We start from the raw sequence: 22942 nt of genomic DNA on the forward strand, positions 1-22942 counted from the left end.
GGGGGATTTGTTTTATGGAAAATGGACATCTTGCTAAAGTAGACTTAACGAAAAAAATTGAATCAAAATCTAAGTACAATAAGAAATTAGAAAAATATCAAAGGCGCTTATTAGCATTACAGCAAATTTTGAAAGAAGAAAAAATCGCGGTTATGCTTGTTATGGAAGGATGGGATGCGGCTGGTAAAGGTGGGGCAATTAAGCGGGTGACGGAACATCTTGACCCGCGTGGGTTCCAAGTAAATCCAATTGGAGCGCCTGCACCTCATGAGAAACGTTACCATTATTTGCAACGTTTCTGGCGCAAAATTCCACAGTACGGGCAAATCACCATTTTTGATCGCTCATGGTACGGTCGTGTGTTAGTTGAGCGTGTTGAAGGATTTGCTACAAAGGAAGAGTGGATGAGAGCATATGATGAGATTAATGATTTTGAAAAACTACTAACAGATGACCATTACATAATAGGGAAGTTCTTCTACCATATAAGTAAAGAGGAACAGTTAAAGAGATTTAAAGATAGAGAGAAAAATCCTTTGAAAAGATGGAAAATTACAGACGAAGATTGGCGTAATCGTGAAAAATGGGATGAGTATGTTGAAGCAATGGAAGACATGTTTGAAAAAACAAGTAAGCCAAATGCAAAGTGGCATATTATTGAAAGTAACGATAAATTGTATGCTCGTGTGAAAACGTTAAAAATTATTATTTCATTCATTGAGGATTATTTCTTAGAACATGGTATAGAATTGCCTTCTTATTATTATGAAATGAAAGAGGATATTGAAGTTTTGCAAGGTGTAGGTGTTAAAGAGTAAATAAGAAAATGGCCCTGTGAATTGGTGAAACCAAATTATGGGGCTTTTTTATTTAGAAACATTTTACAATTAACAGAATAAGGTATATAATCAATAATCATATTAACAATGTTAATATGATTATTGATTATATACTATGTGGGGGTTTTACTTTGAAGGGAAGAGATGTTGTTTTAGGTTTATTAATGGAAAAGGAATTGTCTGGTTACGATATTAAAATTGTGTTTGAAGACGTATTTACTCATTTTTTTGATGGAAGTTTTGGAATGATTTATCCAACATTACGGCAATTGGAGAATGAAGGGAAAATAAAAAAAGAGGTTGTCATGCAAGAGGGAAAACCGAATAAGAAAATGTACTTTATTACAGATGAGGGGCGTGAAGAATTTTATCAATACATGCAGACGCCTATAGAGAAGGATGTTTTACGTTCGGATTTTTTAATGAGAATGTATTTTGGCAACTATAGTGATGATGTAACAATAAAAAAATGGATTAAAGATGAAATTGAAAGAAAAGAAGCGTACATTGCAGATCTTCGATTGAAATATGAAAAGTGGAGAATAGGTATTACTTTCGTCGAAGAAATTTCACTAGATGTAGGTATTGCATCGTATAGTGCACAAGTGGAGACTTTGAAGAAAAAATTAGAAGAGTTAGAGGCGAAAGAAAACAATAAAACAGAAGAGTGAAAAACGCATTCACAATAAATAAAGGGGTATATAAAGATGGAGCAATCAAAGGGTATTAAGATTGTCTTTTTAATGTGTCTAGGTATCTTTCTTTGTATGATTGATACGACAATTATGAATATAGCTTTACCGGCAATACAATCGAGTGTAAATACTTCATTAGAAAAGATGTCTTGGGTATTAAATGTTTATACAATGACGATTGCAGTACTTGCCATTCCGTTAGGGCGGATAGCTGATATCTTTGGAAAAGCAAAGATGTATATTCTTGGTCTGGTGATTTTTGGGGGTGGATCGGTACTTTGCGCTTTTGCTAATACAGGTGATTTTCTTATTTTTTCTCGTTTTATACAAAGTATTGGGGCAGCAATTTTATTTCCAACAAGTATGGTAATTGGTGTATCAGCTATGCCGTTAGCTAAAAGGCATGTTGCACTTGCAATTTTAGGAGTAACACAAGGATTGTCAGCTGCTATGGGGCCAGTAATAGGTGGAATTATTACGCAAAATTTAGGATGGAGATGGGTGTTCTTCGTTAATGTTCCGGTTTGTATAATAGGAATCGTGTTATGTTGCATCATGCTACAAATAAAAAATGAAGAACGTATTATCTCAAAAATAGATTGGATAGGACTACTATTAAGTAGCACAGCAATTTTTTCATTTACTCTCATATTAGTAAAAGGTAATACATGGGGATGGCAAAGTAATATTGCTTTGTCTTGTTATGCAATTAGCACTATTTCTCTTATTCTATTTATTTTAGTAGAACGAAAGATTCATAACCCAATGGTGAATTTAAAGTTATTTCAAGATCGAATGTTTGTCGGAGCGTCAATCGTTGTTATATTGAGTAATTTATTTTTAATTGGAGTTACTGTATTGCTTCCAACGTTCTTGACGAAACTACAAGGTCGAACGGAAATTGAAGCGGCTTTTTTAGTGACACCTATTTCAGCGATGATATTTTTTGTCTCACCAGTTGCAGCAACTTTAATTAAAAAACTCGGAAAAGTAACTATTATTTTGTCAGGATTTCTTGTTATGGGGCTTTCCTACTATTGGTTGCAAATGATTGATGTTCATTCAACAAATATAGAAATTATTATTCCATGTATGATATTAGGTGTCGGATATGGCTTAGTAGTGGGGCCAATTACAGTTTTAAGTGCGTCTTCGTTTGAAGGAGAATTATTAACTGCTTCTCAAAGTGTTGTATCAATGTTACGACAGGTTGGAATTGTATTGGCGGTCGCAATATTTGTCTCTAACTTAACTCATAATTTAACTATAAATAAAGAAAAAGTATATCATTATGCAGAAGAAAAGGTGCGGAATATTCATGTGAATAGTACTGAGCAAACTGAAATTTTACAAATGACTAAAGAAAAAATAGAGAATCAAAGTTTAGAGTCGAATATAAATAAGAAACAAAATGCAATGACAATGGGATTAAGTAAAGAGAAAAAGGAAGAATTGATTCGCGACAAGACGGATGAAATATTAAGAAAAGTTCCAGTAGAATATAGGGATGTAAAAAGAGAAGAAGTTATGAGGCAAGTAACAAAAGAAGTTGAAAAACAAGAGGAAAGTATAAAGAAAGAGGTACTCACATTTTCGAATGATGTGAATCATTATGCCAAGAATCAGATGGCAATGAGTTTTACAGATTTATATAAAGCAAGTGTGCCAATTATTTTAATTTGTGCTTTCGTAAGTTTGTTGTTTTGGGAAGGAAGAGCTTTGAGTAAAAAGAGAAGGGGAAGGATAGTAGAAGAAGTGTAAAGGGAAACAGGCTGCTATTAGCCTGTTTTTTCATTGTTTTCTCCTTGCATATTGTGAATAGTAGTATTTTTAATATAGCATGGGATAAGTCGAGTATGATTAGAAAGTTTTTTAGAATGAAAGGGATGAATGGAAAATGCCATTGAATATGTAACGTTATACATAGTACATTAACAAGAGGGATTAATTTTAAAAGGAGGATGGGGAATTGCTAGATAAGGCAGGGGCTTTAATAGATAATCATGTGTACACAGAAGAAGAGCAACAAAAACTATACAAACGAACGTTAATAATCGTCAGCATTTCACAAATGTTTGGCGGTGCAGGACTAGCTGCTGGTATTACAGTGGGAGCACTTCTTGCGCAGCAAATGCTTGGAACAGATGCATTTGCAGGATTACCAACTGCTATGTTTACATTGGGATCAGCATTAGCAGCTTTCATAGTAGGGAAGCTTTCGCAACGATATGGACGCCGGATAGGTCTTGCAACAGGGTTTATAGTAGGTGGATTTGGAGCAATTGGTGTTGTAATGGCAGCTTTAACGAATAGCATTATTCTTTTACTTATTTCTTTACTCATATATGGTGCCGGTACAGCCACGAATCTACAAGCTCGTTATGCAGGTACAGATTTAGCAGATAAGAAGCAGAGAGCAACGGCTGTTAGTATTACGATGGTAATGACGACTTTCGGTGCAGTTGCAGGACCAAATTTAGTAGGAGTAATGGGTAGTTTTGCGCATTCAATTGGAGTTCCTAAACTTGCAGGTCCGTTCATACTATCGGCAGCAGCATTTATACTGGCGGGTCTAGTTCTTTTTGTTATGCTTCGTCCAGATCCGTTAATTATTGCTAACATAATAGAAAGATATAAACAGGAACATACATATAAAGGACAACCAATAACAGACGAAGCGAAAGAAAATAAACGAGGTATTACAGTTGGAGCAATCGTAATGATACTTACGCAAATCGTGATGGTTGGGATTATGACGATGACGCCAGTTCATATGGGACACCACGGTCACGGTTTAAGTGCAGTAGGACTTGTGATAGGTTTTCATGTAGGTGCAATGTATCTTCCATCTCTCGTTACAGGAATGTTAATTGATAAAATTGGCCGAACTACAATGAGCATAGCTGGTGGAGTGATTTTACTTGCAGCGGGTGTCATAGCTGCGATAGCGCCAAGTGATTCTTTATTACTATTAATCGTTGCTCTGTCTTTACTTGGGCTAGGATGGAACCTCGGATTGATTAGTGGTACAGCACAAATCGTTGATTCCACAACACCGTCTACACGTGCTAAAACACAAGGGAAAATAGATGTTTTTATTGCGCTAGCTGGAGCTTCTGGTGGAGCGATGTCAGGTATGGTAGTAGCGAATTCAAGTTATGCGGCATTGTCATTGGCTGGAGGCGTGTTAGCGTTATTACTTATTCCTGTTGTGATATGGTCTCGAAAAGGGGCAAGAAATTAAATGAAAAAGAGGTTCTAGTTACTGACTAGAGCCTCTTTTTATACACTTAAATTAAATTCCACTCTACAATAAGCCCTAAATGTGTAAGACCACCACCGAATCCGTATAGTAAAAGTGTGTCTCCATTATTTAACTTTCCTTCTTTTATAGCTAAATCTAGAGCGAGTGGAATGGTGACTGAAGAGGTATTCCCCATATATTCCACGCTCGTTAATGTTTTTTGTATTGGAATTTGAGATTTTTCGCAAATAGATTCAATCATTCGTAAGTTAGCGCTGTGGGGTATGAACCAGTCTATATCATCCCCTTGCATATTTGCGTTATGTAATAAATTTTTTATGCCTTTTGGCACTGTTCGTGTTGCCCATTTATATACTTCTCTTCCATTTTGAACGATTTTTTCATTTGTTTGCAGTGGTGTGCCATTCATAGTAGTAGATAAGTTTGTGCTATATAGATGAATGCCGCCATCACCGTTTGTTCCCATGTGAGCAGCGATAAAGCTTGGGATGTCTTCATCTCTTTCTAATAAAATAGCTCCAGCACCATCACCGAATAAAATACAGGTCGTTCTATCGGTATAATCAGTAACTTTAGATAATGTCTCTGTCGCTACGACAAGTATTTTTTCATGTGATCCAGAAGTGATTAAGCTATTACCGACGTGTAGTCCATATGTAAAACCAGCACAAGTTGCATTTAAATCAAAAGCTAGTGTATGAGGTATGTTGAAGTATTGTTGTATTTGGCAAGCAACACTAGGGAAAACGTAATCAGCAGTAGTAGTAGCGACAATGATACAGTCGACATCTTCTAAGTTTTTCTTATATGTTGTACATAAATTTTTAATTGCTTTAATGGCTAAGTTTGAGGAATATTCTTCTTCGCTAGCGATTCTTCTTTCCTTCATTCCTGTTCTTTGTACAATCCATTCATCATTCGTATGGACCATCTTTTCTAAATCGTTATTAGACAATATTTGATCTGGAACATAAGTACCAATTGCAGTAATACGAGATTTAGAATGCATAGGAACATCTCCTAATTTTTATTTTTATAACCTGATACTAATATTAGGTTATAAAAATGTCAATATAGATTTTTGTTGTATTAAAACGATAATACTTAACTTACTATGAAGGAATTTGGCGAGTGCTGTAAAAATAATATACGAGAAGTTTCTAAAATTGATAATTGCTTTTGTTATTTTTATTGTGAGAAAAACTCGCAAAAAATGACGATTAAAGTAAAAAAATAACGATTTTCTTTAGTGTGATATAGGTTGTTAAACCTTGTGAAAGCGAATTACTTATGCTACACTTTATGTAACTTAAAATGAACGGAGGGGCTTCCTTTGATCTTAATCAGATTACGTCTCAATACTTTGTGCCAATAATTGAATAGCGCTCAAAGGCTCTGTCTGTGTACAGAGTGAACGGGATTGGTCTGCCTATTTTAAAGGAACCCTTTATTAAGCTTATATGTGAAAAAGAGGGAGGGACGAATACGCCCTCTTTTTGTTTTGCCTTTATAAATAGAATGGGATTGTATAGGTGAACGCTTATTGTGTATACGTATACGATCTTGGGACTTTTTGACTATAAAATAGGATGAAAGCATAGCTTTCTTCTATTTCTTTGGTGAACCCTTATCCGTTTACGAAAACACAGGCAGCGACCTGTGTTTTTTATTTTACGTAATCGAAATGGAGGAATAAATATATGGAAGAAGTATTACAAAGAGCAGTTTTAGTTGGAGTAAATGTAGGTAATGAAGATGATTTTGCATATTCGATGGAAGAGTTAACAAATCTTGCGGAAGCTTGTGATGTAGAGGTAATTGGGCAAGTAACGCAAAATTTACAACGAGTAAATCCATCGCATTATATCGGAAAAGGAAAGATTGAAGAAGTAGCAGCGTATGTACAAGAAATAGATGCGAATATGGTCATCTTTAATGATGAATTATCTCCTTCACAAATTCGAAATTTAGAAGAGGATTTAGATTGTAAGGTGATTGATCGTACCATTTTAATTTTAGATATTTTTGCGCAACGTGCGAAAACGAAAGAAGCACAGCTGCAAGTAGAAGTAGCACACCTTCAGTACATGATGCCTCGTTTAATTGGTCTTCGTGAATCGTTAGGGAGACAGAGCGGCGGCGTTGGTACGAAAAATAAAGGTGTCGGTGAGAAGAAGCTAGAGTTAGACCGTCGTAAAATTGAAGAACAAATTTCAGTTTTGAATAAAGATTTAGAAGCGCTCGTTGCCCAGCGTCAAACGCAGCGAAAGCAACGTAAGAAAAATGAAATACCTGTTGTAGCATTAGTAGGTTATACGAATGCAGGAAAGTCAACGACGATGAATGCAATGCTTGAAATTTATAATGGTACAGAAGAAAAACAAGTATTTGAAAAAGATATGTTATTTGCGACGTTAGAAACATCTGTACGAAATATTGATTTGCCAGATAATAAATCATTTTTATTAACAGATACAGTTGGATTTGTAAGTAAATTACCACATCATCTTGTGAAGGCGTTCCGTTCAACGTTAGAAGAAGTAGCGGAAGCAGATTTACTTATTCACGTCGTAGATTACGCAAATCCAAATTATGAACAATTAATTGATATTACAAATGAAACGTTAAAGAAAATTGGAGTAGAAAATATTCCAACGATCTATGCTTATAACAAATCAGATATGGTGGATGTTGAAATTCCGAAAGTACAAGAAGACCGCGTGTATTTATCTGCGAAGAAACATGTTGGAATTGAAGAGCTTGTAGAAATGATTCGTTCCCATATTTATAAAGAATATACGAAATGTGAAATGTTAATTCCGTATGATCACGGACAGGTAGTTTCGTATTTCAATAATCATGCGCACGTTTTATCAACGAGTTATGAAAATGAAGGTACGAAACTAGAAGTGGAATGTAAGACGAGCGATTATGAGAAGTATAAGCGTTTTGCAATTTAATGTAAGAGGCAACCCAGTTTGTGATTGGGTTGCCTTTTTCTATAATGTTTTACTGCTGAAAGTTACAAGGATGCAAGTCAATGATGGGAGTTAAGTTATATTTCTGGAAAAAGAAATGAAAGCAGTATAGAATAGAAATGTTTCAAAAGTCAGAATTTATTACACCTACTGTAATAAATATATATTTTGTACAGAAAGGAGCGATTCACATATGCAGGCAGTTTCACAAAAAAACACAGTAGAAACACCGACAATATATCGAATATTATTTGCGATTAGTTTCGGACATTTTTTAAATGATTCGATGCAAGCAGTTGTGCCGGCGTTGTTTCCTATTTTGGAAAAAACGATGAATTTATCCTATATGCAAGTAGGGTGGATTGCGTTTGCGTTAAATATGACGTCATCGATTATGCAACCGGTGTTTGGTATGTATTCAGATAAGAAGCCGTCACCATTTTTATTACCACTCGGTATGTTTTCAAGTATGCTTGGAATGATTGGACTCGCGTTTGCACCAAACTTTATTATTGTTATTATTTCTGTTTTATTTATTGGCTTAGGTTCCGCAGTCTTTCATCCAGAAGGCGCTCGTGTTGCGTATATGGCGGCAGGTGCAAAACGAGGGTTAGCGCAAGCGATTTATCAAGTTGGGGGAAACACGGGGAATTCTTTAGCTCCTATTTTTACAGCGCTAATTTTCGTTCCACTCGGTCAAATTGGTTCATTAGGTTTTACAGCATTTGCAGCAGTAGGAATTGCATTATTAATTTTCGTATCGAATTGGTACAAAAATGAATTAGCAACCGGCGCTGTAAGAAGGAAGAAGAGAGCTGCGCTTGAGGCGGAAAATGCAATTGTAAGTACACACATTAAATTTGTTATTATACTTCTTGTTTTTCTTACTTTTGTGCGCTCTTGGTACGGTGCCGGTATCGGGAATTTCTATCAATTTTACTTAATTGAGCATTATGGTTTATCTATAAAAAATGCCCAGTATTTCGTATTCGCATTTATGATTGCTGGTGTGTTAGGCACTTTCTTCGGGGGACCGTTAGCAGATCGATTTGGTAAGAAAAACATCATCGTATTTTCAATGTTAGGTTCAGCGCCACTTGCGCTGTTATTACCACATGTCTCACTTGTGTGGGTCGTACCTTTATTTTTATGTATCGGTTTTATTAGTTCAAGTAGTTTTAGTGTAATTGTTGTATACGCGCAAGAGCTTGTTCCGGGAAAAGTAGGGATGGTATCAGGTCTAATTGTAGGTCTTGCGTTCGGCCTTGGTGCTCTAGGTGCTGTAGTACTAGGAAAGTTAGCTGATATATATAGCCTTCAGTTCATTATGATATTATGTAGTTGTTTACCGTTAATTGGACTTACTTCATGGTTATTACCAAGTGATAAGAAAACGATAGAATAGGGGATGCACTATGAAATTATGTGAAAACGTAACAGAATTAATAGGAGATACACCTGTCGTCCGATTATCTAAATTTATTCCGGAAGACGCAGCGGACGTGTATGTGAAACTAGAAATGTTTAATCCATCACGTAGTGTGAAAGACCGTGCTGCTTATAATTTACTTCACGTTGCAGAAGAAAATGGTCTCATTAAACCAGGGGATACAATTATTGAACCGACAAGCGGGAATACAGGAATTGGTTTAGCGATGAACGCAGCAGCTAAAGGGTATAAAGCGATTTTAATTATGCCAGACAATATGTCAAAAGAGCGTATTAATTTATTGAAAGCATACGGGGCAGAAGTAGTTTTAACACCAGCAGAACAAAGAATGCCAGGAGCAATTGCGAAGGCGTTAGAACTGCAAAAACAAATACCGAATAGTTTTATCCCGCAACAATTTGAAAATCCAGCTAATCCGAATATTCACCGTTATACGACTGCACTTGAAATTTACGAACAAATGGAGGGAGAGCTTGATGCTTTTGTTGCAACGGCAGGAACAGGCGGAACGATTACAGGGGCTGGTGAAACGTTAAAAGAGAAATTGCCAAACTTATATATTGCAGTAGTGGAACCGAAAGGATCTCCCGTTTTATCCGGTGGTGTACCAGGTCCTCATAAACTAGTAGGAACAAGCCCAGGATTTATTCCGAAAAACTTAAATACAGAAGTGTATAACGAAATTATTCAAATTGCAGACGAAGAGGCTTTAACGACAATGAGAAACTTAGCTAGACAAGAAGGATTATTAGTTGGGCCATCTTCTGGAGCATCTGTTTACGCTGCAATCATGATAGCGAAACGTCTAGGCGTTGGTAAAAAAGTTTTATGTATTGCGCCTGATACAGGTGAACGTTATTTGAGCATGGGGTTATTTGAATAAAAAGGATAGAAACACCTTAATAGTGAATAGCTGCTATTAAGGTGTTTGTTTTATGGAATGAAGAGGGGGAGAAGAACAATGAAACTATTAAAACCAATCCATGAATATAGTGAGCGTATTACGGCGTATAGACAAGCGTTTTTACACTCAGGGGAACAACCACATGGAAGTAGTTCTTTACAAAACTTTGATTCTCTTGATGAATGGTTTGAAAAAGTGAGTAAACAAGAACTAGGAGAAAATTTACTAGCTAATCGAGTGCCATCTAGTCAGTTTTTAAGTTTTGAAAAAGGGGAACTTATAGGTTTTTTGAATATTAGACATAGATTAAATCCAGAATTATTACGGGAAAGCGGTCATATTGGATATAGTGTCCATCCGAATAAACGTCGCCACGGTTACGCTACGAAACAACTACAACTTGCATTAGCTGAAGCGCAAAAATTAGGATTGCAGAAAGTATTAATAACTTGCGATAAATCCAATATCGGTTCTGCTAAAACGATTCAAAAGGTTGGAGGTGTGTTAGAAAATGAAGTAGTTTCTTCTCGTACTGGTGAAGTTATTCAGCGCTATTGGATAGAAATATGATTAAGTAGGAATTTGAAAAGGTAATGCAAGCTGTAATATCGAAATAGATAAATGAAATATAGGGGATTACTGCAATTTTAGGGGGAAATGAAATGGGATTAAAAGAGAGAGCGATAGAGATGTCAGAGATTTATAGGCAAAATCCGAAAGTAGAAGCTATTATTTTAGCGGGTTCAGTAGCTAGAAAGCTTGAAGATGAACATTCAGATATAGAATTACATATTTTATGGTCAACACCGCCGGAAGATGAGGATCGTAGGGCCCCTATTTATCATATTGATGGGAAAATATTATCGTATCATCCGTATGAGGAAGAAGAATGGTCGGAAACGTATTTAACGAAAGAGGGAATTAAATTAGAGATTAGTAACTTTTTAACAGAGACAGTAGAGAAAGTAATTTCGGATGTGGTGGATCAATATGATATAAATTATGAAAAACAATGTATTGTATCATCCATTCATGATGGTGTTAGTTTGTATGGAGAAGGGAAAGCGAATGAATTAAAAGAAAAAGTAGCGGCATATCCAGATGAACTAGCAAAACTGATGATTTCAGAAAATCTATGGTTAAGTAATCGTTGGCACAATCGAAAGGCGCTTTTAAAACGGAAAGATTGGCTTATGCTTTATGACGTTATTTGCGAAGTACAAAGGAACGTATTCGGTGTTTTATTTGGTTTGAATAAAATGTACGTACATCATCCAGCGTTTAAATGGATGCCTAATAATGTGGAACGAATGACTATTAAACCTGAAAAATTATATGAACGTATGGCGGACACATTAATAGGGAATCCAGAAAAAAGTGTGCAGGAGTTAGAGTTGCTAATAGAAGAAGTGTTGCAACAAGTTCATACATACGCGCCAGGAGTAAATGTGGATGAGCAAGAAAAATCTATTTTTTATTTTGTGAAATAGAAAATAGTAATAAGGGGGAAGTTATGGGTTTTTTTAATAGGTTTTTTAAAAAAGTTGAAAAAGTAAATGAGCAAGAAGCTACTCTTCATGAATTAAGTGAAGAATTGTATGTTGAATCACCGGTAGAGGAAGCGACTAGTTACTGGGTATCAATGGCACAAAATATAATTGTTAATGCTGTAAAAGCGGCTGACAATGATGTGGAACGTGCCTTCGTGTTATTGAATTTGAAGAAAGGTGAGGCTTCATTTGATATTTTTTATCAAATAAATGGGCAATTGTATTTCTGGGATCAGCTAGAAAATGAGACGATAAGAAATAGAATTCAGAACGAGTTGTTACCGCAAGCTCCAGAAGTTTCAAATGCAGTAAATGAGCAATTTCGTGGAGCTGATCACCCTATAATTTCGTTCGCACAATTGCAGTTTGAATGGGAAACGAAAGCCTGGTTCTCACATGTAATTTGGGAAGATAGCCTTGCTGCTCAATTGCCCAAAACTCAAATTCTAAATGAATGGTTTCGTGTAATTAAAGAAGAAACGAAAAATAGACCACTGGATAGTGATGCGAAATTTTCTTGGTATCCATCAAACTCTTAAAAAATGAATACAGAGAGACAGGTTATGTTTCTAGATGATTTGTATTATTGAATAAGTATCAATAATACGTAATTCTTTTTCTATTGCCTGTTAGAATTCGTTATGTACTAAGCTACTTGTTTTCTAAACTAAAACTTATATTTCGAATTTTTAAATAGATTGTAATACATAAAAATTCGAAATATAAGTTGACACTATTTTTAATGTGTGATAAAAATGATAGTAATCAATTCGGAAAATAATATTTGGGCAATGAAAGGGTATAGTAGTGAATATCTCCCTATTTCAGAGAGCTGATGGTTGGTGTGAATCAGTATATAGATTATTCATGAAGTTCGTCCTGGAGCATCTTTCATAAATCTCATATTTTGAGGAAATGAAAGACGGTAGTTTATACCGTTATCAAATAAAGTGGTGAAGATTTTTTCACAACTAGGGTGGTACCGCGATATTTATCGTCCCTACGTATTTACGTAGGGACGTTTTTTATTTAGGTCCTAACTTTGGTGTGGCTTCATAACTAGGGTGGTACCGCGATATTTTATCGTCCCTACGTTTTTGCGTAGGGGCGTTTTTATTTAGGTGGTTTCTTAGTGTTCTTCACAACTAGGGTGGTACCGCGATATTTTTGTCGTCCCTACGTATTTACGTAGGGGCGTTTTTTTATTATTAGGGAGGAAGTGAACGTATTAGAAAAAAGTATTGATAGAACAATATAAATACCGAATTGTAACAAAGAAAAAGAGATAGAGAGGAGATTAACAAATGAATTCACAGCAATGGACATCGAAATTAGGTTTCGTATTAGCTGCAGCAGGTTCGGCAATTGGTCTTGGGGCGATTTGGAAATTCCCATATATGGCCGGCATTGGAGGAGGCGGAGCGTTCTTCCTAATTTTCATCGGTTTCACATTATTAATTGGTTTACCGCTATTATTAGCTGAATTTGTTATTGGAAGAAGTACACAAAAAGAGGCTGTTGATGCATATAGAGAGATTGCTCCTAAAACGTTATGGCCTTGGTTAGGTAAATTAGGAATTGTAACATGTTTCATATTACTTTCTTTCTACAGTGTTGTAGGAGGCTGGATTTTATTATATTTATGGAATGCGATTACAGGTAGACTATGGGAAGGAAATGGAGCATACGAAGCTACGTTTGGTGAAATCATTTCCAATCCATATTTAGCAGTTGGATCACAGCTATTATTCATCCTTATTACTATTTTTATCGTAAGTAAAGGTGTACAAAATGGTGTTGAAAAAGTAAATAAATATTTCATGCCAGCACTATTCGTTTTATTCTTTGTATCAATCGTTCGTGCACTTACGTTAGATGGTGCTGGAGAAGGAGTTCGTTTCTTCTTACAACCTGATTTCTCACATGTAACATCAGAAGTTATTTTATACGCAATGGGGCAATCGTTCTTCTCATTATCTGTTGGGGTAGCCGTTATGGTAACGTATAGCTCATACTTACCGAAAGAAGAAAGCTTACCACGTTCAGCATTTTCTATCGTAGCCTTAACTCTTGTTATTACATTACTTGCAGGACTTGCAATTTTCCCAGTTGTGTTCGCATTTGGAATGGAACCATCTCAAGGACCGGGACTATTATTTATCGTATTGCCAGCTATTTTCAGTAAAATGGCATTCGGAAAATTATTCTTCATCGTTTTCTTATTATTATTCTTCTTCGCTACGATTACATCAGCAATTTCGATGTTAGAAATTAGTGTCGCATCGTTAACATCAAAAGGTAAAGGGAAACGTGAAAAAATGGCCTTAATCGTAGGGTTATTAATCTTCGTTGTTGGGGTACCATCAGCATTATCATTCGGTATATTAAGTGATCTGAAGATTTTCGGGAAGACAGTCTTTGATTTAGCGGACTATGCAGTAAGTAACGTATTAATGCCACTTGGTGTATTATTAGTTTCTATCTTTGTTCCTTTAAAAATGAAGAAAGATGTATTAATGAAAGAGCTAGGTGTAAGTAAAAATAAAGGTTATAAACTATTCGTATTATGGTTATTCTTACTTCGTTATATCGCACCAATTGCGATTATTATCGTATTCTTAAATGTACTTGGCATTATATAAAAAGAAAGGTAGCGTATCATACAAAGATACGCTACCTTTTTATTTTGCTCTTTTTTGCAATTCATTTACTGTTACGAACTGATAGCCCTTCTTAGATAAAATTTCGTGCTTTAAGAAGGGTGTGGATGCAAGGAGAAGGAATTTATCATATAATAAAATGCAAAAGGTATATTAGGAGGTGTTTATATGGCGATTATAATTCAATTGCCAGACACTGCAACGTCTCATGCAAAGCCAAGTATGGAAATGGCGATACTTTGCGTGAGGTAGACAAGTAATATACAATCGCCTATATGAGCTCGTATCATTTTTTATATTTGGCTTTGCACCTTATTGAAATGAACCATAAAAAATAAGGGGCGAGCAGAAATGAAATACGTAAAAGCTAATGCTGTTTTACCGGAGAGTTTAATTACTGAAATTCAAAAGTATATACAAGGTGAAACAATTTACATTCCGAAACAAGAAACGAAACATTATAAATGGGGTACACGATCTGGCGGAAGAAAACAATTAGATGAAAGAAATAAAGCAATTAAAGAAGCGTTTAAAAGTGGGATTGCTATTCATCAACTTGCAGAAGAATATTTTCTTTCTGGGGAAACGATTAAAAAGATTGTGTATTCTAAATAAGAGGAAAAGAGTCTGATTCATATATTACTTTGAATCAGACTCTTTTTGTTTTATATGTATTGGATATATGAAGTGTGAACGGGCATGATAATAGAAAAAATGTGCCGTTTTTTTATTAAATGCTATACAGAACATTTGAAGAGTAGAAAGGTGAACATATATGAATCATATTGGACAAATAACGATAGAGCTTTTAATTGGTTTTTTTGTTCTATTAATTGCTACAAAAATATTAGGGAAAACACAAATATCTCAGCTAACGCCCTTTGATTTTATTTCTGCAATCGTCCTAGGTGAGCTCGTTGGAAATTCAATATATGATCCTAAAATTAAAGTATGGTCTATTTTATATTCAGTATTTGTTTGGGTAATTTTAATTTATACTATTGAAGTGATAACACAAAAAGTAAGAGGGACAAGAAGGTTTTTTGAAGGATATCCTTCAATTATTATTCGTAATGGAAAGATTGATCGTGAACAATTAAGCGTAAATCATTTGGATATAAACCAATTACAACAAATGCTTAGGCAACAAAAAGATATATTTTCAATCCGAGAAGTTGAATATATGATATTGGAACCTAACGGAAACATAAGCGTTTTGAAAAAAAGTAAATACGAATCTCCTACTGTAAATGATTTAAGTTTAAAACATAAGCCTGTATACTTACCAATTTCATTAATTAGTGATGGAAAAGTAGTTAAGGATAATTTGAGGGAAGCGGGATTTGATGAAGGGTGGCTTTATAAACAAATAAAGCAAAAAGGAATTACTAAATTTGAAGACGTATTATATGCGGAATGGAAAACGGATGATGGCTTCTTTTGTCAGGAAATGCAGCGGTAGAGAATAAGTGATATATGTAATGTTTGTTTCTAAGTTATCTTTTACATATCAAAAAACGTAATCATTGTATACAATAAAACTAGATCAACAATTTGTATGGAGTGATAAAGATGGAAGCGTTTATTAGAAGTGATCAATATAATTTTATAAAATCACAAGCTTATATTTTAGCAAACGGGCATGCAACGGCAAATGATAGAGGTGTAATTCAAGCGTTAAAATCGCTTGCGATTGAAAAGATAATACATGTATTTGAGAATTTAACGGATGAACAGAAAGAGTTAATTGATACGGTATTAACAGTTCAAAATAGAGAAGATGCAGAGTCATTTTTAATGAAAATAAATCCGTATGTAATTCCGTTTCAAGAAGTTACAGCACAAACATTAAAAAAGTTATTTCCTAAGGCAAAAAAGTTAAAACTTCCTGATATGGAAGAAATGGATATGAAAGAAATATCTTATTTAAGCTGGATTGATAAGGGATCAAGCAGGAAATTTATTATAGCGAAAAATGATAAAAATAAATTTGTTGGTCTGCAAGGAACGTTCCAAAGTTTAAATAAAAAAAGCATTTGTTCATTATGTCATGGGCATGAAGAAGTAGGAATGTTTTTAGTTGAAATTAAAGGCGATGTACCAGGAACTTTCGTTAAAAAGGGAAACTACATTTGCAAAGATGGTGTAGCTTGCAATCAGAATATGAAATCGCTAGATAAATTGAACGATTTTATTGACCGCTTGAAGAAATAACGAGAAAACCTCTAGTATTTAAACTGGAGGTTTTTATTTTTTGAAGAAGTAAAATAAGCTTTCTTTGTAAATGTAGATTTATAATGAAATTTGATAAAAATATCTATTATGATACAGTTGCTTATATGCAAGGAGGTAAAACATGGATTACCTTTTATCGAAAGAAAAAGTGAAGCGATGGCCCAAAGATATGATAGCGGCGGGGCGTTGTCATACTGTTGGCCTTAAATCGGATGGCACGGTAGTAGCAGTGGGCCGGAATAAAGAAGGGGAATGTAATGCAAGTGGCTGGCGAGATATTGAAGCAGTCGCAGTGGGGAATGATAAACATAACCAGTGTGATGTAAGTGGCTGGATAAATATTGTAGCAATAGCAGTTGGTACGAATCATACAATTGGACTAAAATCAGACGGTACCGTGGTGGCAGTGGGCTGGAATGAGTATGGTCAATGTAACGTAAGCGATTGGCGCGATATTGTAGCGATAGCGGCTGGTTGTGCACATACAGTCGGACTAAAATCAGACGGCACGGTAGTCGCGGTAGGTAATAATGAATTTGGCCAATGCGATGTAGGTAGCTGGCGCGACATTCGGTTGCCTGGCAAATAGTCAATTTACAATAAATGATTAGTAATATTATTCTATTTTAGGAGTAATTATGGAATAGGATATGTAGAAAATAATTAAACTTAAATCTACTGAATAAGAATCTCTTTTGAAAAGGGATTCTTATTATTTTTCATAAAATGAGGGTCTAAATGGAATTTTTGAACAAACTATATTTCAAAATTACAGTAGAAGATATAAATAAAGTATAGAGGAGATAAAGAAATGCTTAAAAAGTTTTTGCTTTCTTTACCGGATGTTTTACTTATATGTATCGTTCTCTACATAACGTACACAAATTCTTTTAGCTTTGGACAGATGTTAGTAATTTCAATTGCAATCGGAATTATTGGTGGTCTTGTTATAAGGATTGGTAAGGATGTATTTATGTATATAAGGTGGACAATGAAACAGAGGAAATCTTGAATACGTTGTATTGCTATTAGGAGGAGATGAAATGACTAAGAAAAAGAGTAGAGTGAAAAATGAAGTAGCGCTTTGGGCATTAACAGCGGTTGTTCTCATCATTGTATGGTACTTTTATCAAAAATAAAAACGCATCGTATTAAAAAAGCACGATGCGTTTTTATTATTTTTTTTGCCAATTTTCTTTAATAAAGTCTTCACGACCAGATTCCTTTTGCTCAGTAGCATATTTCTCTGGATTCTTTTTATAGAAATGTTGGTGGTATTCCTCTGCTGCGTAAAAAGGTGCAGCAGGGCGAATTTCAGTCACGATTGGATCTTTAAACATACCGCTTTCTGTAAGAGCTTGTTTTGATTTTTCAGCAAGCCCTTTTTGTGTTTCGTTATGATAAAAAATAGCGGTACGATAAGATGGACCACGGTCAAAAAATTGTCCGCCATCATCAGTTGGATCGATTTGTGGCCAATATAAGTCTAGTAATTTCTGATAAGGAAAAATAGAAGGATCGAATGTAATTTGAACAACTTCTAAATGTCCAGATATTCCAGCTTTTACTTGTTCATATGTTGGGTTTTCTACATGACCTCCTGCATAGCCAGAAAGTACTTTATGAATACCAGGAAGTTCATCAAATGGTTTTACCATGCACCAAAAGCAACCGCCTGCGAAGGTTGCGAGTTCGTATGTTTTTTCGGACATTGCTGTAATCCTCCTAAATGTATATGTTTTATATAGTATTATATAAATTGTTTTATTGCGCAATAAAAAAGATTTGAAAATATATGTTTTTTATAAACAAGATCCTCCGCTCACATCAATTAATTGTCCAGTTACCCAGCGGCTGTCTGGAGAAGCAAGGAATGCAGCAGTATCGGCAATGTCTTCTACTTCACCTAAGCGATTGAAAGCGGAAATAGTAGTAGCGTACTGCTTCATCATCGGGTCGCTCAAGAGTTCTGCATTCATATCTGTTTTAATAAATCCTGGAAGTATTGCATTCACCGTTATTCCTCGTGCTCCAAGCTGTTTTGCTAGCGTAAAAGTCATTGTATTAATAGCGCCTTTCGTCATACTATATGCAACAAAATCAGGTAAAGAAATGCGGGTGGCAGCGGATGAAATATTAATAATTCGGCTATTGTCACGTAAACGTGGCAGTGCTTGTTGAATGATAAAGAATGGTGCTTTTGCATTTACTGAAAACATTCTATCAAAAAATTGTTCAGTCGTTTCTTCAATAAAAGCACCAGGACCAATGCCAGCATTGTTTATTAAAATATCAAATTGTGTTTCACCAGTGCGCTTTTGTAATTCAGTATCTAAAGCGTTATAAAGGTTTTCTACACCGTGTAAGGATTCTAAATTTGCGCCGATAGAAAAAGCTTGGCCACCATCTGATCGAATTTCATGAACAGTTTCTTCAGCGTCATCTTTTCGATTACCGTAATGAACAGCAACCAATGCACCGTCATTTGCTAAACGTTTAGCGATCGCTCGTCCAATTCCTCGGCTTGCTCCTGTAACTAACGCTACTTTCCCTTTTAACATAGTTTCCTCATCTCCTCATAAACTTTATAAGTTTTTCTTTATGTAGTAATGCAAACATACTTAAGTAATATATGAGTGTATGTAAGTAATGCATTCCAATTTTGATTTGAGAAAAAATAAATAGAATGAATTTTGATTTTTTTGAGAAAACATGTTGACAACGAAAAGAACAACGTCCTATAATACGTGTAACAAATAAAAGTTAATTAAGAATTTTCTAACTTTATATGTTGTATATGCAAAGAAGAGGAAAGTAGATGATTATGATCGTTTCAGAGAGCTACTCCAAGGCTGTGAGGGTAGTAACAATCGAATCATTGAAGATCACCTCGGAGCATCGCTTGCGAAAGGGAAACTGAGTAGAGGGCGGCGGCATCGTCTCCGGTAAAAGGACGGAGGTCTGATTGGACCTACAAAGCTTATATTTCGTGAGAAGTATAAGGAAGCTGAGTGGTAACGCGAAACTCTCGCCTCAGCAATCAAAGCTACTAAATTGTAGTAGTTGATTGCTGAGGCGAGAGTTTTTATTTTTAAAAATAGAAGAAGAGAATGCGTAGAAGAGGAGAGTAAATGATAAAGATTGTTTCAGAGAGCTGCCCCGAGGCTGTGAGGGTGGTAACAATTCACTCATTGAAAATCACCTTGGAGCACTACTTTTGAAAACTAGTAAAAAGTAGCGGGGTTGTTCCCGATAGAAAAACAAAAGTCTAATTGGACTTGCAGAGCTTATATTTCGTGAGAAGTATAAGGAAGCTGAGTGGTACCACGATTCCCTCGTCTCAGCAATGGATTGCTACAAGTATGTAAGTAATCGATTGTTGAGACGAGTATATTTTTAAGGTTTATATACTGAATATTCTGTTAAAATTACTCATCTCAGCAATCGATGTAGAAATAGATTGCAAAAATAGAGAAAAAAGAGGAGCGATGTGAGATGGGAAACCAGTACATTTACATGAATGGGGAATTTGTAGAAAAAGAAAAGGCAGTTGTTTCAGTGTATGATCACGGTTTTTTATACGGAGACGGTGTATTTGAAGGGATTCGTAGTTACGGAGGAAATGTATTTTGTTTAAAAGAACATGTGAAACGATTGTATGAATCAGCGAAATCTATTTTACTAACAATTCCAATGACGGTAGAAGAAATGGAAGAAGCAGTTTTACATACACTCCAAAAAAATGAATACGCTGATGCTTATATTCGCTTAATTGTCTCAAGAGGAAAAGGTGACTTAGGACTCGATCCGAGAAGTTGTGTGAAGCCGAGCGTAATTATCATTGCAGAACAATTAAAGTTATTTCCACAAGAATTTTATGATAATGGGCTAAGCGTTGTATCTGTTGCATCAAGACGTAATACGCCAGACGCGTTAGATCCACGTATTAAGTCAATGAATTATTTAAATAACGTACTTGTAAAAATTGAGGCGGCACAAGCAGGAGTGTTAGAGGCTCTTATGTTAAATCAACAAGGATATGTTTGTGAAGGTTCTGGCGATAATGTTTTCGTTGTGAAAGATGGAAAAGTATTAACCCCGCCATCCTATTTAGGGGCATTAGAAGGTATTACGAGAAATAGTGTTATCGAGCTATGTGAACGACTGAGTATTCCGTGTGAGGAAAGACCATTCACTCGCCATGACGTATATGTAGCGGATGAAGTATTTTTAACAGGAACAGCAGCGGAGTTAATTCCAGTTGTAAAAGTTGATTCGAGAGAAATTGGAGATGGGAAACCAGGAAGTGTAACGAAACAATTGACCGAAGAATTTAAAAAATTAACGAGAGAAAGAGGAGTACGTGTTCCCGGGCTGACGGAAAGCTTAGCATAAATAAGGAGAGGAGTTAATTGAAATGAAGCAGCAGTATACAGCGTATGAGAAGTTACAGTGTGAAGAAATGACAGGCGCTGGGCACGTGATTCAAGGTTTGAAGAAATTGGGTGTAACGACCGTTTTCGGCTATCCAGGCGGAGCGATTTTACCAGTATACGATGCGTTATACGAAAGTGGTTTGAAACATGTTTTAACTCGTCATGAACAAGCTGCCATTCATGCGGCTGAAGGATATGCGAGAGCTTCTGGGAAGGTCGGGGTAGTCTTTGCTACCTCTGGCCCAGGGGCGACAAATTTAGTTACGGGCTTAGCAGACGCTTATATGGATTCGATTCCTTTAGTTGTCATTACCGGCCAAGTTGCAACGCCTTTAATTGGTAAAGATGGATTTCAAGAAGCGGATGTTGTCGGAATTACAGTACCTGTTACGAAGCATAATTACCAAGTTCGTGATGTAAATCATGTATCACGAATTGTGCAAGAAGCTTTTTACATCGCCAAAAGCGGACGACCGGGACCAGTATTAATCGATATTCCAAAAGATGTTCAAAATGCAAAAGTCACCAGTTTCTTTAATGAAGAAGTTGATATTCCGGGGTACAAACCAGAACTTGTACCAGACAGCATGAAACTTAGAGAGGTGGCTAAAGCAATTTCAAAATCAAAGCGTCCACTTCTTTATATTGGAGGAGGTGTCATTCATTCAGGTGGATCCGATGAACTCTTCGAATTCGCAAGGGAGAACCGTATTCCAGTCGTTTCAACTTTAATGGGACTTGGTGCATATCCACCGGGAGATCCATTGTTTCTAGGGATGCTTGGTATGCATGGGACATACGCTGCTAATATGGCGGTAACAGAATGTGATTTACTACTTGCATTAGGTGTTCGCTTCGATGATCGTGTAACAGGGAAATTAGAACTTTTTTCTCCGCACTCGAAAAAAGTACATATTGATATTGATCCTTCTGAGTTTCATAAAAATGTAACTGTAGAGCATCCGATTGTTGGTGATGTGAAAAAAGCGTTACACATGTTGTTACATATGTCTATTTATACACAAACAGATGAATGGCTTCAGAAAGTAAAGGCATGGAAAGAAGAATATCCACTTTCTTATAAGCAAAAAGAATCTGAGTTAAAACCACAGCATGTGATCAACTTAGTAAGTGAATTAACGAATGGTGAAGCGATTGTCACAACAGAAGTAGGACAGCATCAAATGTGGGCTGCTCACTTCTATAAAGCAAGAAAACCTCGGACGTTCCTTACCTCTGGAGGATTAGGAACAATGGGGTTTGGGTTCCCAGCGGCAATTGGTGCTCAGCTTGCAAAAGAAGAAGAACTCGTCGTTTGTATTGCAGGTGATGCTTCTTTTCAAATGAACATTCAAGAACTACAAACAATTGCTGAAAATAACATCCCTGTAAAAGTATTTATTATAAATAACAGATTTTTAGGGATGGTAAGGCAATGGCAAGAAATGTTTTATGAAAATCGTTTATCAGAGTCAAAAATTGGCTCACCAGATTTTGTGAAAGTGGCAGAAGCTTATGGAGTGAAGGGATTAAGGGCGACAAATTCAACAGAGGCGAAACAAGTGGTGTTAGAAGCATTTGCTCACGAAGGTCCTGTCGTAGTTGATTTTTGTGTAGAAGAAGGTGAAAACGTATTTCCGATGGTTCCGCCAAACAAAGGGAATAACGAAATGATTATGAAGAGGTGGGAAGAATGAGTCATACTTTTTCACTCGTTATTCATAACGAGCCAAGTGTCTTATTACGTATAAGTGGAATTTTTGCTCGGCGTGGCTATTATATTTCTTCTTTACATTTAAACGAAAGAGATACGAGTGGCGTTTCTGAAATGAAACTCACAGCAGTTTGTACTGAAAATGAAGCGACATTACTTGTTAGTCAGTTGAAAAAATTAATTGATGTACTGCAAGTAAATAAATTATAAGGGGTG

22 protein-coding genes and 2 other annotated features are annotated in these 22942 nt (G+C 35.8%); of the genes, 19 read left to right on the forward strand and 3 right to left on the reverse strand.

The window, feature by feature from the left end; genetic code table 11:
• Positions 1 to 14 precede the first annotated feature (14 nt).
• The 4 genes from ACXKY9_RS08295 to ACXKY9_RS08310 all read left to right on the forward strand — a co-directional run bounded on the left by ACXKY9_RS08295 (position 15) and on the right by ACXKY9_RS08310 (position 4778).
• A complete protein-coding gene (locus tag ACXKY9_RS08295; RefSeq protein ID WP_000427320.1) occupies positions 15 to 818 on the forward strand; it encodes a polyphosphate kinase 2 family protein in 804 nt (267 codons plus the stop codon).
• A 152-nt stretch (positions 819 to 970) separates the two neighbouring features.
• A complete protein-coding gene (locus ACXKY9_RS08300) occupies positions 971 to 1510 on the forward strand; it encodes a PadR family transcriptional regulator (RefSeq protein WP_000678329.1) in 540 nt (179 codons plus the stop codon).
• A 36-nt stretch (positions 1511 to 1546) separates the two neighbouring features.
• Positions 1547 to 3295: an MDR family MFS transporter gene (locus ACXKY9_RS08305; RefSeq protein ID WP_000438113.1), complete on the forward strand. Its 1749-nt coding sequence runs from the start codon at positions 1547 to 1549 to the stop codon at positions 3293 to 3295.
• Positions 3296 to 3503: 208 nt separating this feature from the next.
• The gene (locus tag ACXKY9_RS08310; RefSeq protein ID WP_000884511.1) at positions 3504 to 4778 is read left to right on the forward strand and encodes an MFS transporter; all 1275 of its coding nucleotides are present in this window, start codon (positions 3504 to 3506) and stop codon (positions 4776 to 4778) included.
• 46 nt (positions 4779 to 4824) lie between these two features.
• Here ACXKY9_RS08310 and ACXKY9_RS08315 read toward each other — a convergent pair whose 3' ends face one another.
• Complete coding sequence (locus ACXKY9_RS08315) at positions 4825 to 5808, reverse strand: ketoacyl-ACP synthase III (protein ID WP_000555754.1); 984 nt, start codon at positions 5806 to 5808, stop codon at positions 4825 to 4827.
• 691 nt (positions 5809 to 6499) lie between these two features.
• Between ACXKY9_RS08315 and hflX the strand changes: the two genes are divergently transcribed.
• From hflX to ACXKY9_RS08375, 12 genes are all read left to right on the forward strand, one after another.
• The gene (gene hflX / locus ACXKY9_RS08320; RefSeq protein WP_000393280.1) at positions 6500 to 7759 is read left to right on the forward strand and encodes a GTPase HflX; all 1260 of its coding nucleotides are present in this window, start codon (positions 6500 to 6502) and stop codon (positions 7757 to 7759) included.
• Between the two features lie 211 nt (positions 7760 to 7970).
• Positions 7971 to 9182, forward strand: coding sequence for an MFS transporter (locus ACXKY9_RS08325; protein ID WP_001149411.1), 1212 nt, complete (start codon positions 7971 to 7973; stop codon positions 9180 to 9182).
• 10 nt (positions 9183 to 9192) lie between these two features.
• The gene (gene cysK, locus ACXKY9_RS08330) at positions 9193 to 10110 is read left to right on the forward strand and encodes a cysteine synthase A (RefSeq protein ID WP_000762277.1); all 918 of its coding nucleotides are present in this window, start codon (positions 9193 to 9195) and stop codon (positions 10108 to 10110) included.
• Between the two features lie 78 nt (positions 10111 to 10188).
• Positions 10189 to 10701, forward strand: coding sequence for a GNAT family N-acetyltransferase (locus tag ACXKY9_RS08335; RefSeq protein WP_000771278.1), 513 nt, complete (start codon positions 10189 to 10191; stop codon positions 10699 to 10701).
• A 92-nt stretch (positions 10702 to 10793) separates the two neighbouring features.
• Complete coding sequence (locus tag ACXKY9_RS08340) at positions 10794 to 11621, forward strand: DUF4037 domain-containing protein (protein ID WP_000523212.1); 828 nt, start codon at positions 10794 to 10796, stop codon at positions 11619 to 11621.
• Between the two features lie 23 nt (positions 11622 to 11644).
• On the forward strand, positions 11645 to 12220 hold the full coding sequence (locus ACXKY9_RS08345) for a hypothetical protein (RefSeq protein ID WP_000505546.1): 576 nt from the start codon (positions 11645 to 11647) through the stop codon (positions 12218 to 12220).
• A 243-nt stretch (positions 12221 to 12463) separates the two neighbouring features.
• Positions 12464 to 12686 (forward strand) — a binding site (T-box leader).
• A gap of 299 nt (positions 12687 to 12985) precedes the next feature.
• A complete protein-coding gene (locus tag ACXKY9_RS08350; RefSeq protein WP_001088198.1) occupies positions 12986 to 14323 on the forward strand; it encodes a sodium-dependent transporter in 1338 nt (445 codons plus the stop codon).
• 369 nt (positions 14324 to 14692) lie between these two features.
• A complete protein-coding gene (locus ACXKY9_RS08355) occupies positions 14693 to 14956 on the forward strand; it encodes a CD3324 family protein (RefSeq protein WP_000878325.1) in 264 nt (87 codons plus the stop codon).
• Positions 14957 to 15116: 160 nt separating this feature from the next.
• Complete coding sequence (locus ACXKY9_RS08360) at positions 15117 to 15803, forward strand: DUF421 domain-containing protein (protein WP_001015535.1); 687 nt, start codon at positions 15117 to 15119, stop codon at positions 15801 to 15803.
• A gap of 110 nt (positions 15804 to 15913) precedes the next feature.
• A complete protein-coding gene (locus ACXKY9_RS08365; RefSeq protein WP_000387073.1) occupies positions 15914 to 16555 on the forward strand; it encodes a FusB/FusC family EF-G-binding protein in 642 nt (213 codons plus the stop codon).
• Positions 16556 to 16697: 142 nt separating this feature from the next.
• Positions 16698 to 17165, forward strand: coding sequence for an RCC1 domain-containing protein (locus tag ACXKY9_RS08370; RefSeq protein WP_000385086.1), 468 nt, complete (start codon positions 16698 to 16700; stop codon positions 17163 to 17165).
• Between the two features lie 222 nt (positions 17166 to 17387).
• Positions 17388 to 17588: a hypothetical protein gene (locus tag ACXKY9_RS08375; protein WP_000913386.1), complete on the forward strand. Its 201-nt coding sequence runs from the start codon at positions 17388 to 17390 to the stop codon at positions 17586 to 17588.
• Between the two features lie 163 nt (positions 17589 to 17751).
• Here ACXKY9_RS08375 and msrA read toward each other — a convergent pair whose 3' ends face one another.
• Positions 17752 to 18288, reverse strand: a complete 537-nt coding sequence (gene msrA, locus ACXKY9_RS08380) for a peptide-methionine (S)-S-oxide reductase MsrA (protein ID WP_001291863.1) — start codon at positions 18286 to 18288, stop codon at positions 17752 to 17754.
• 90 nt (positions 18289 to 18378) lie between these two features.
• On the reverse strand, positions 18379 to 19137 hold the full coding sequence (locus tag ACXKY9_RS08385; RefSeq protein ID WP_000911808.1) for an SDR family oxidoreductase: 759 nt from the start codon (positions 19135 to 19137) through the stop codon (positions 18379 to 18381).
• A gap of 545 nt (positions 19138 to 19682) precedes the next feature.
• Positions 19683 to 19922: a binding site (T-box leader), on the forward strand.
• 149 nt (positions 19923 to 20071) lie between these two features.
• Here ACXKY9_RS08385 and ilvE point away from each other — a divergent pair.
• From ilvE to ACXKY9_RS08400, 3 genes are read left to right on the forward strand one after another with little or no spacing between them, the layout of a single operon-like run.
• The gene (gene ilvE / locus ACXKY9_RS08390; protein ID WP_000528156.1) at positions 20072 to 20971 is read left to right on the forward strand and encodes a branched-chain-amino-acid transaminase; all 900 of its coding nucleotides are present in this window, start codon (positions 20072 to 20074) and stop codon (positions 20969 to 20971) included.
• A gap of 22 nt (positions 20972 to 20993) precedes the next feature.
• A complete protein-coding gene (gene ilvB / locus ACXKY9_RS08395; protein ID WP_000813474.1) occupies positions 20994 to 22709 on the forward strand; it encodes an acetolactate synthase large subunit in 1716 nt (571 codons plus the stop codon).
• On the forward strand, positions 22706 to 22936 hold the full coding sequence (locus ACXKY9_RS08400) for an ACT domain-containing protein (protein WP_000019916.1): 231 nt from the start codon (positions 22706 to 22708) through the stop codon (positions 22934 to 22936). The genes ilvB and ACXKY9_RS08400 overlap by 4 nt, the downstream gene beginning before the upstream one ends.
• Positions 22937 to 22942 lie beyond the last annotated feature (6 nt).

Source organism: Bacillus sp. 2175 (assembly GCF_057812155.1).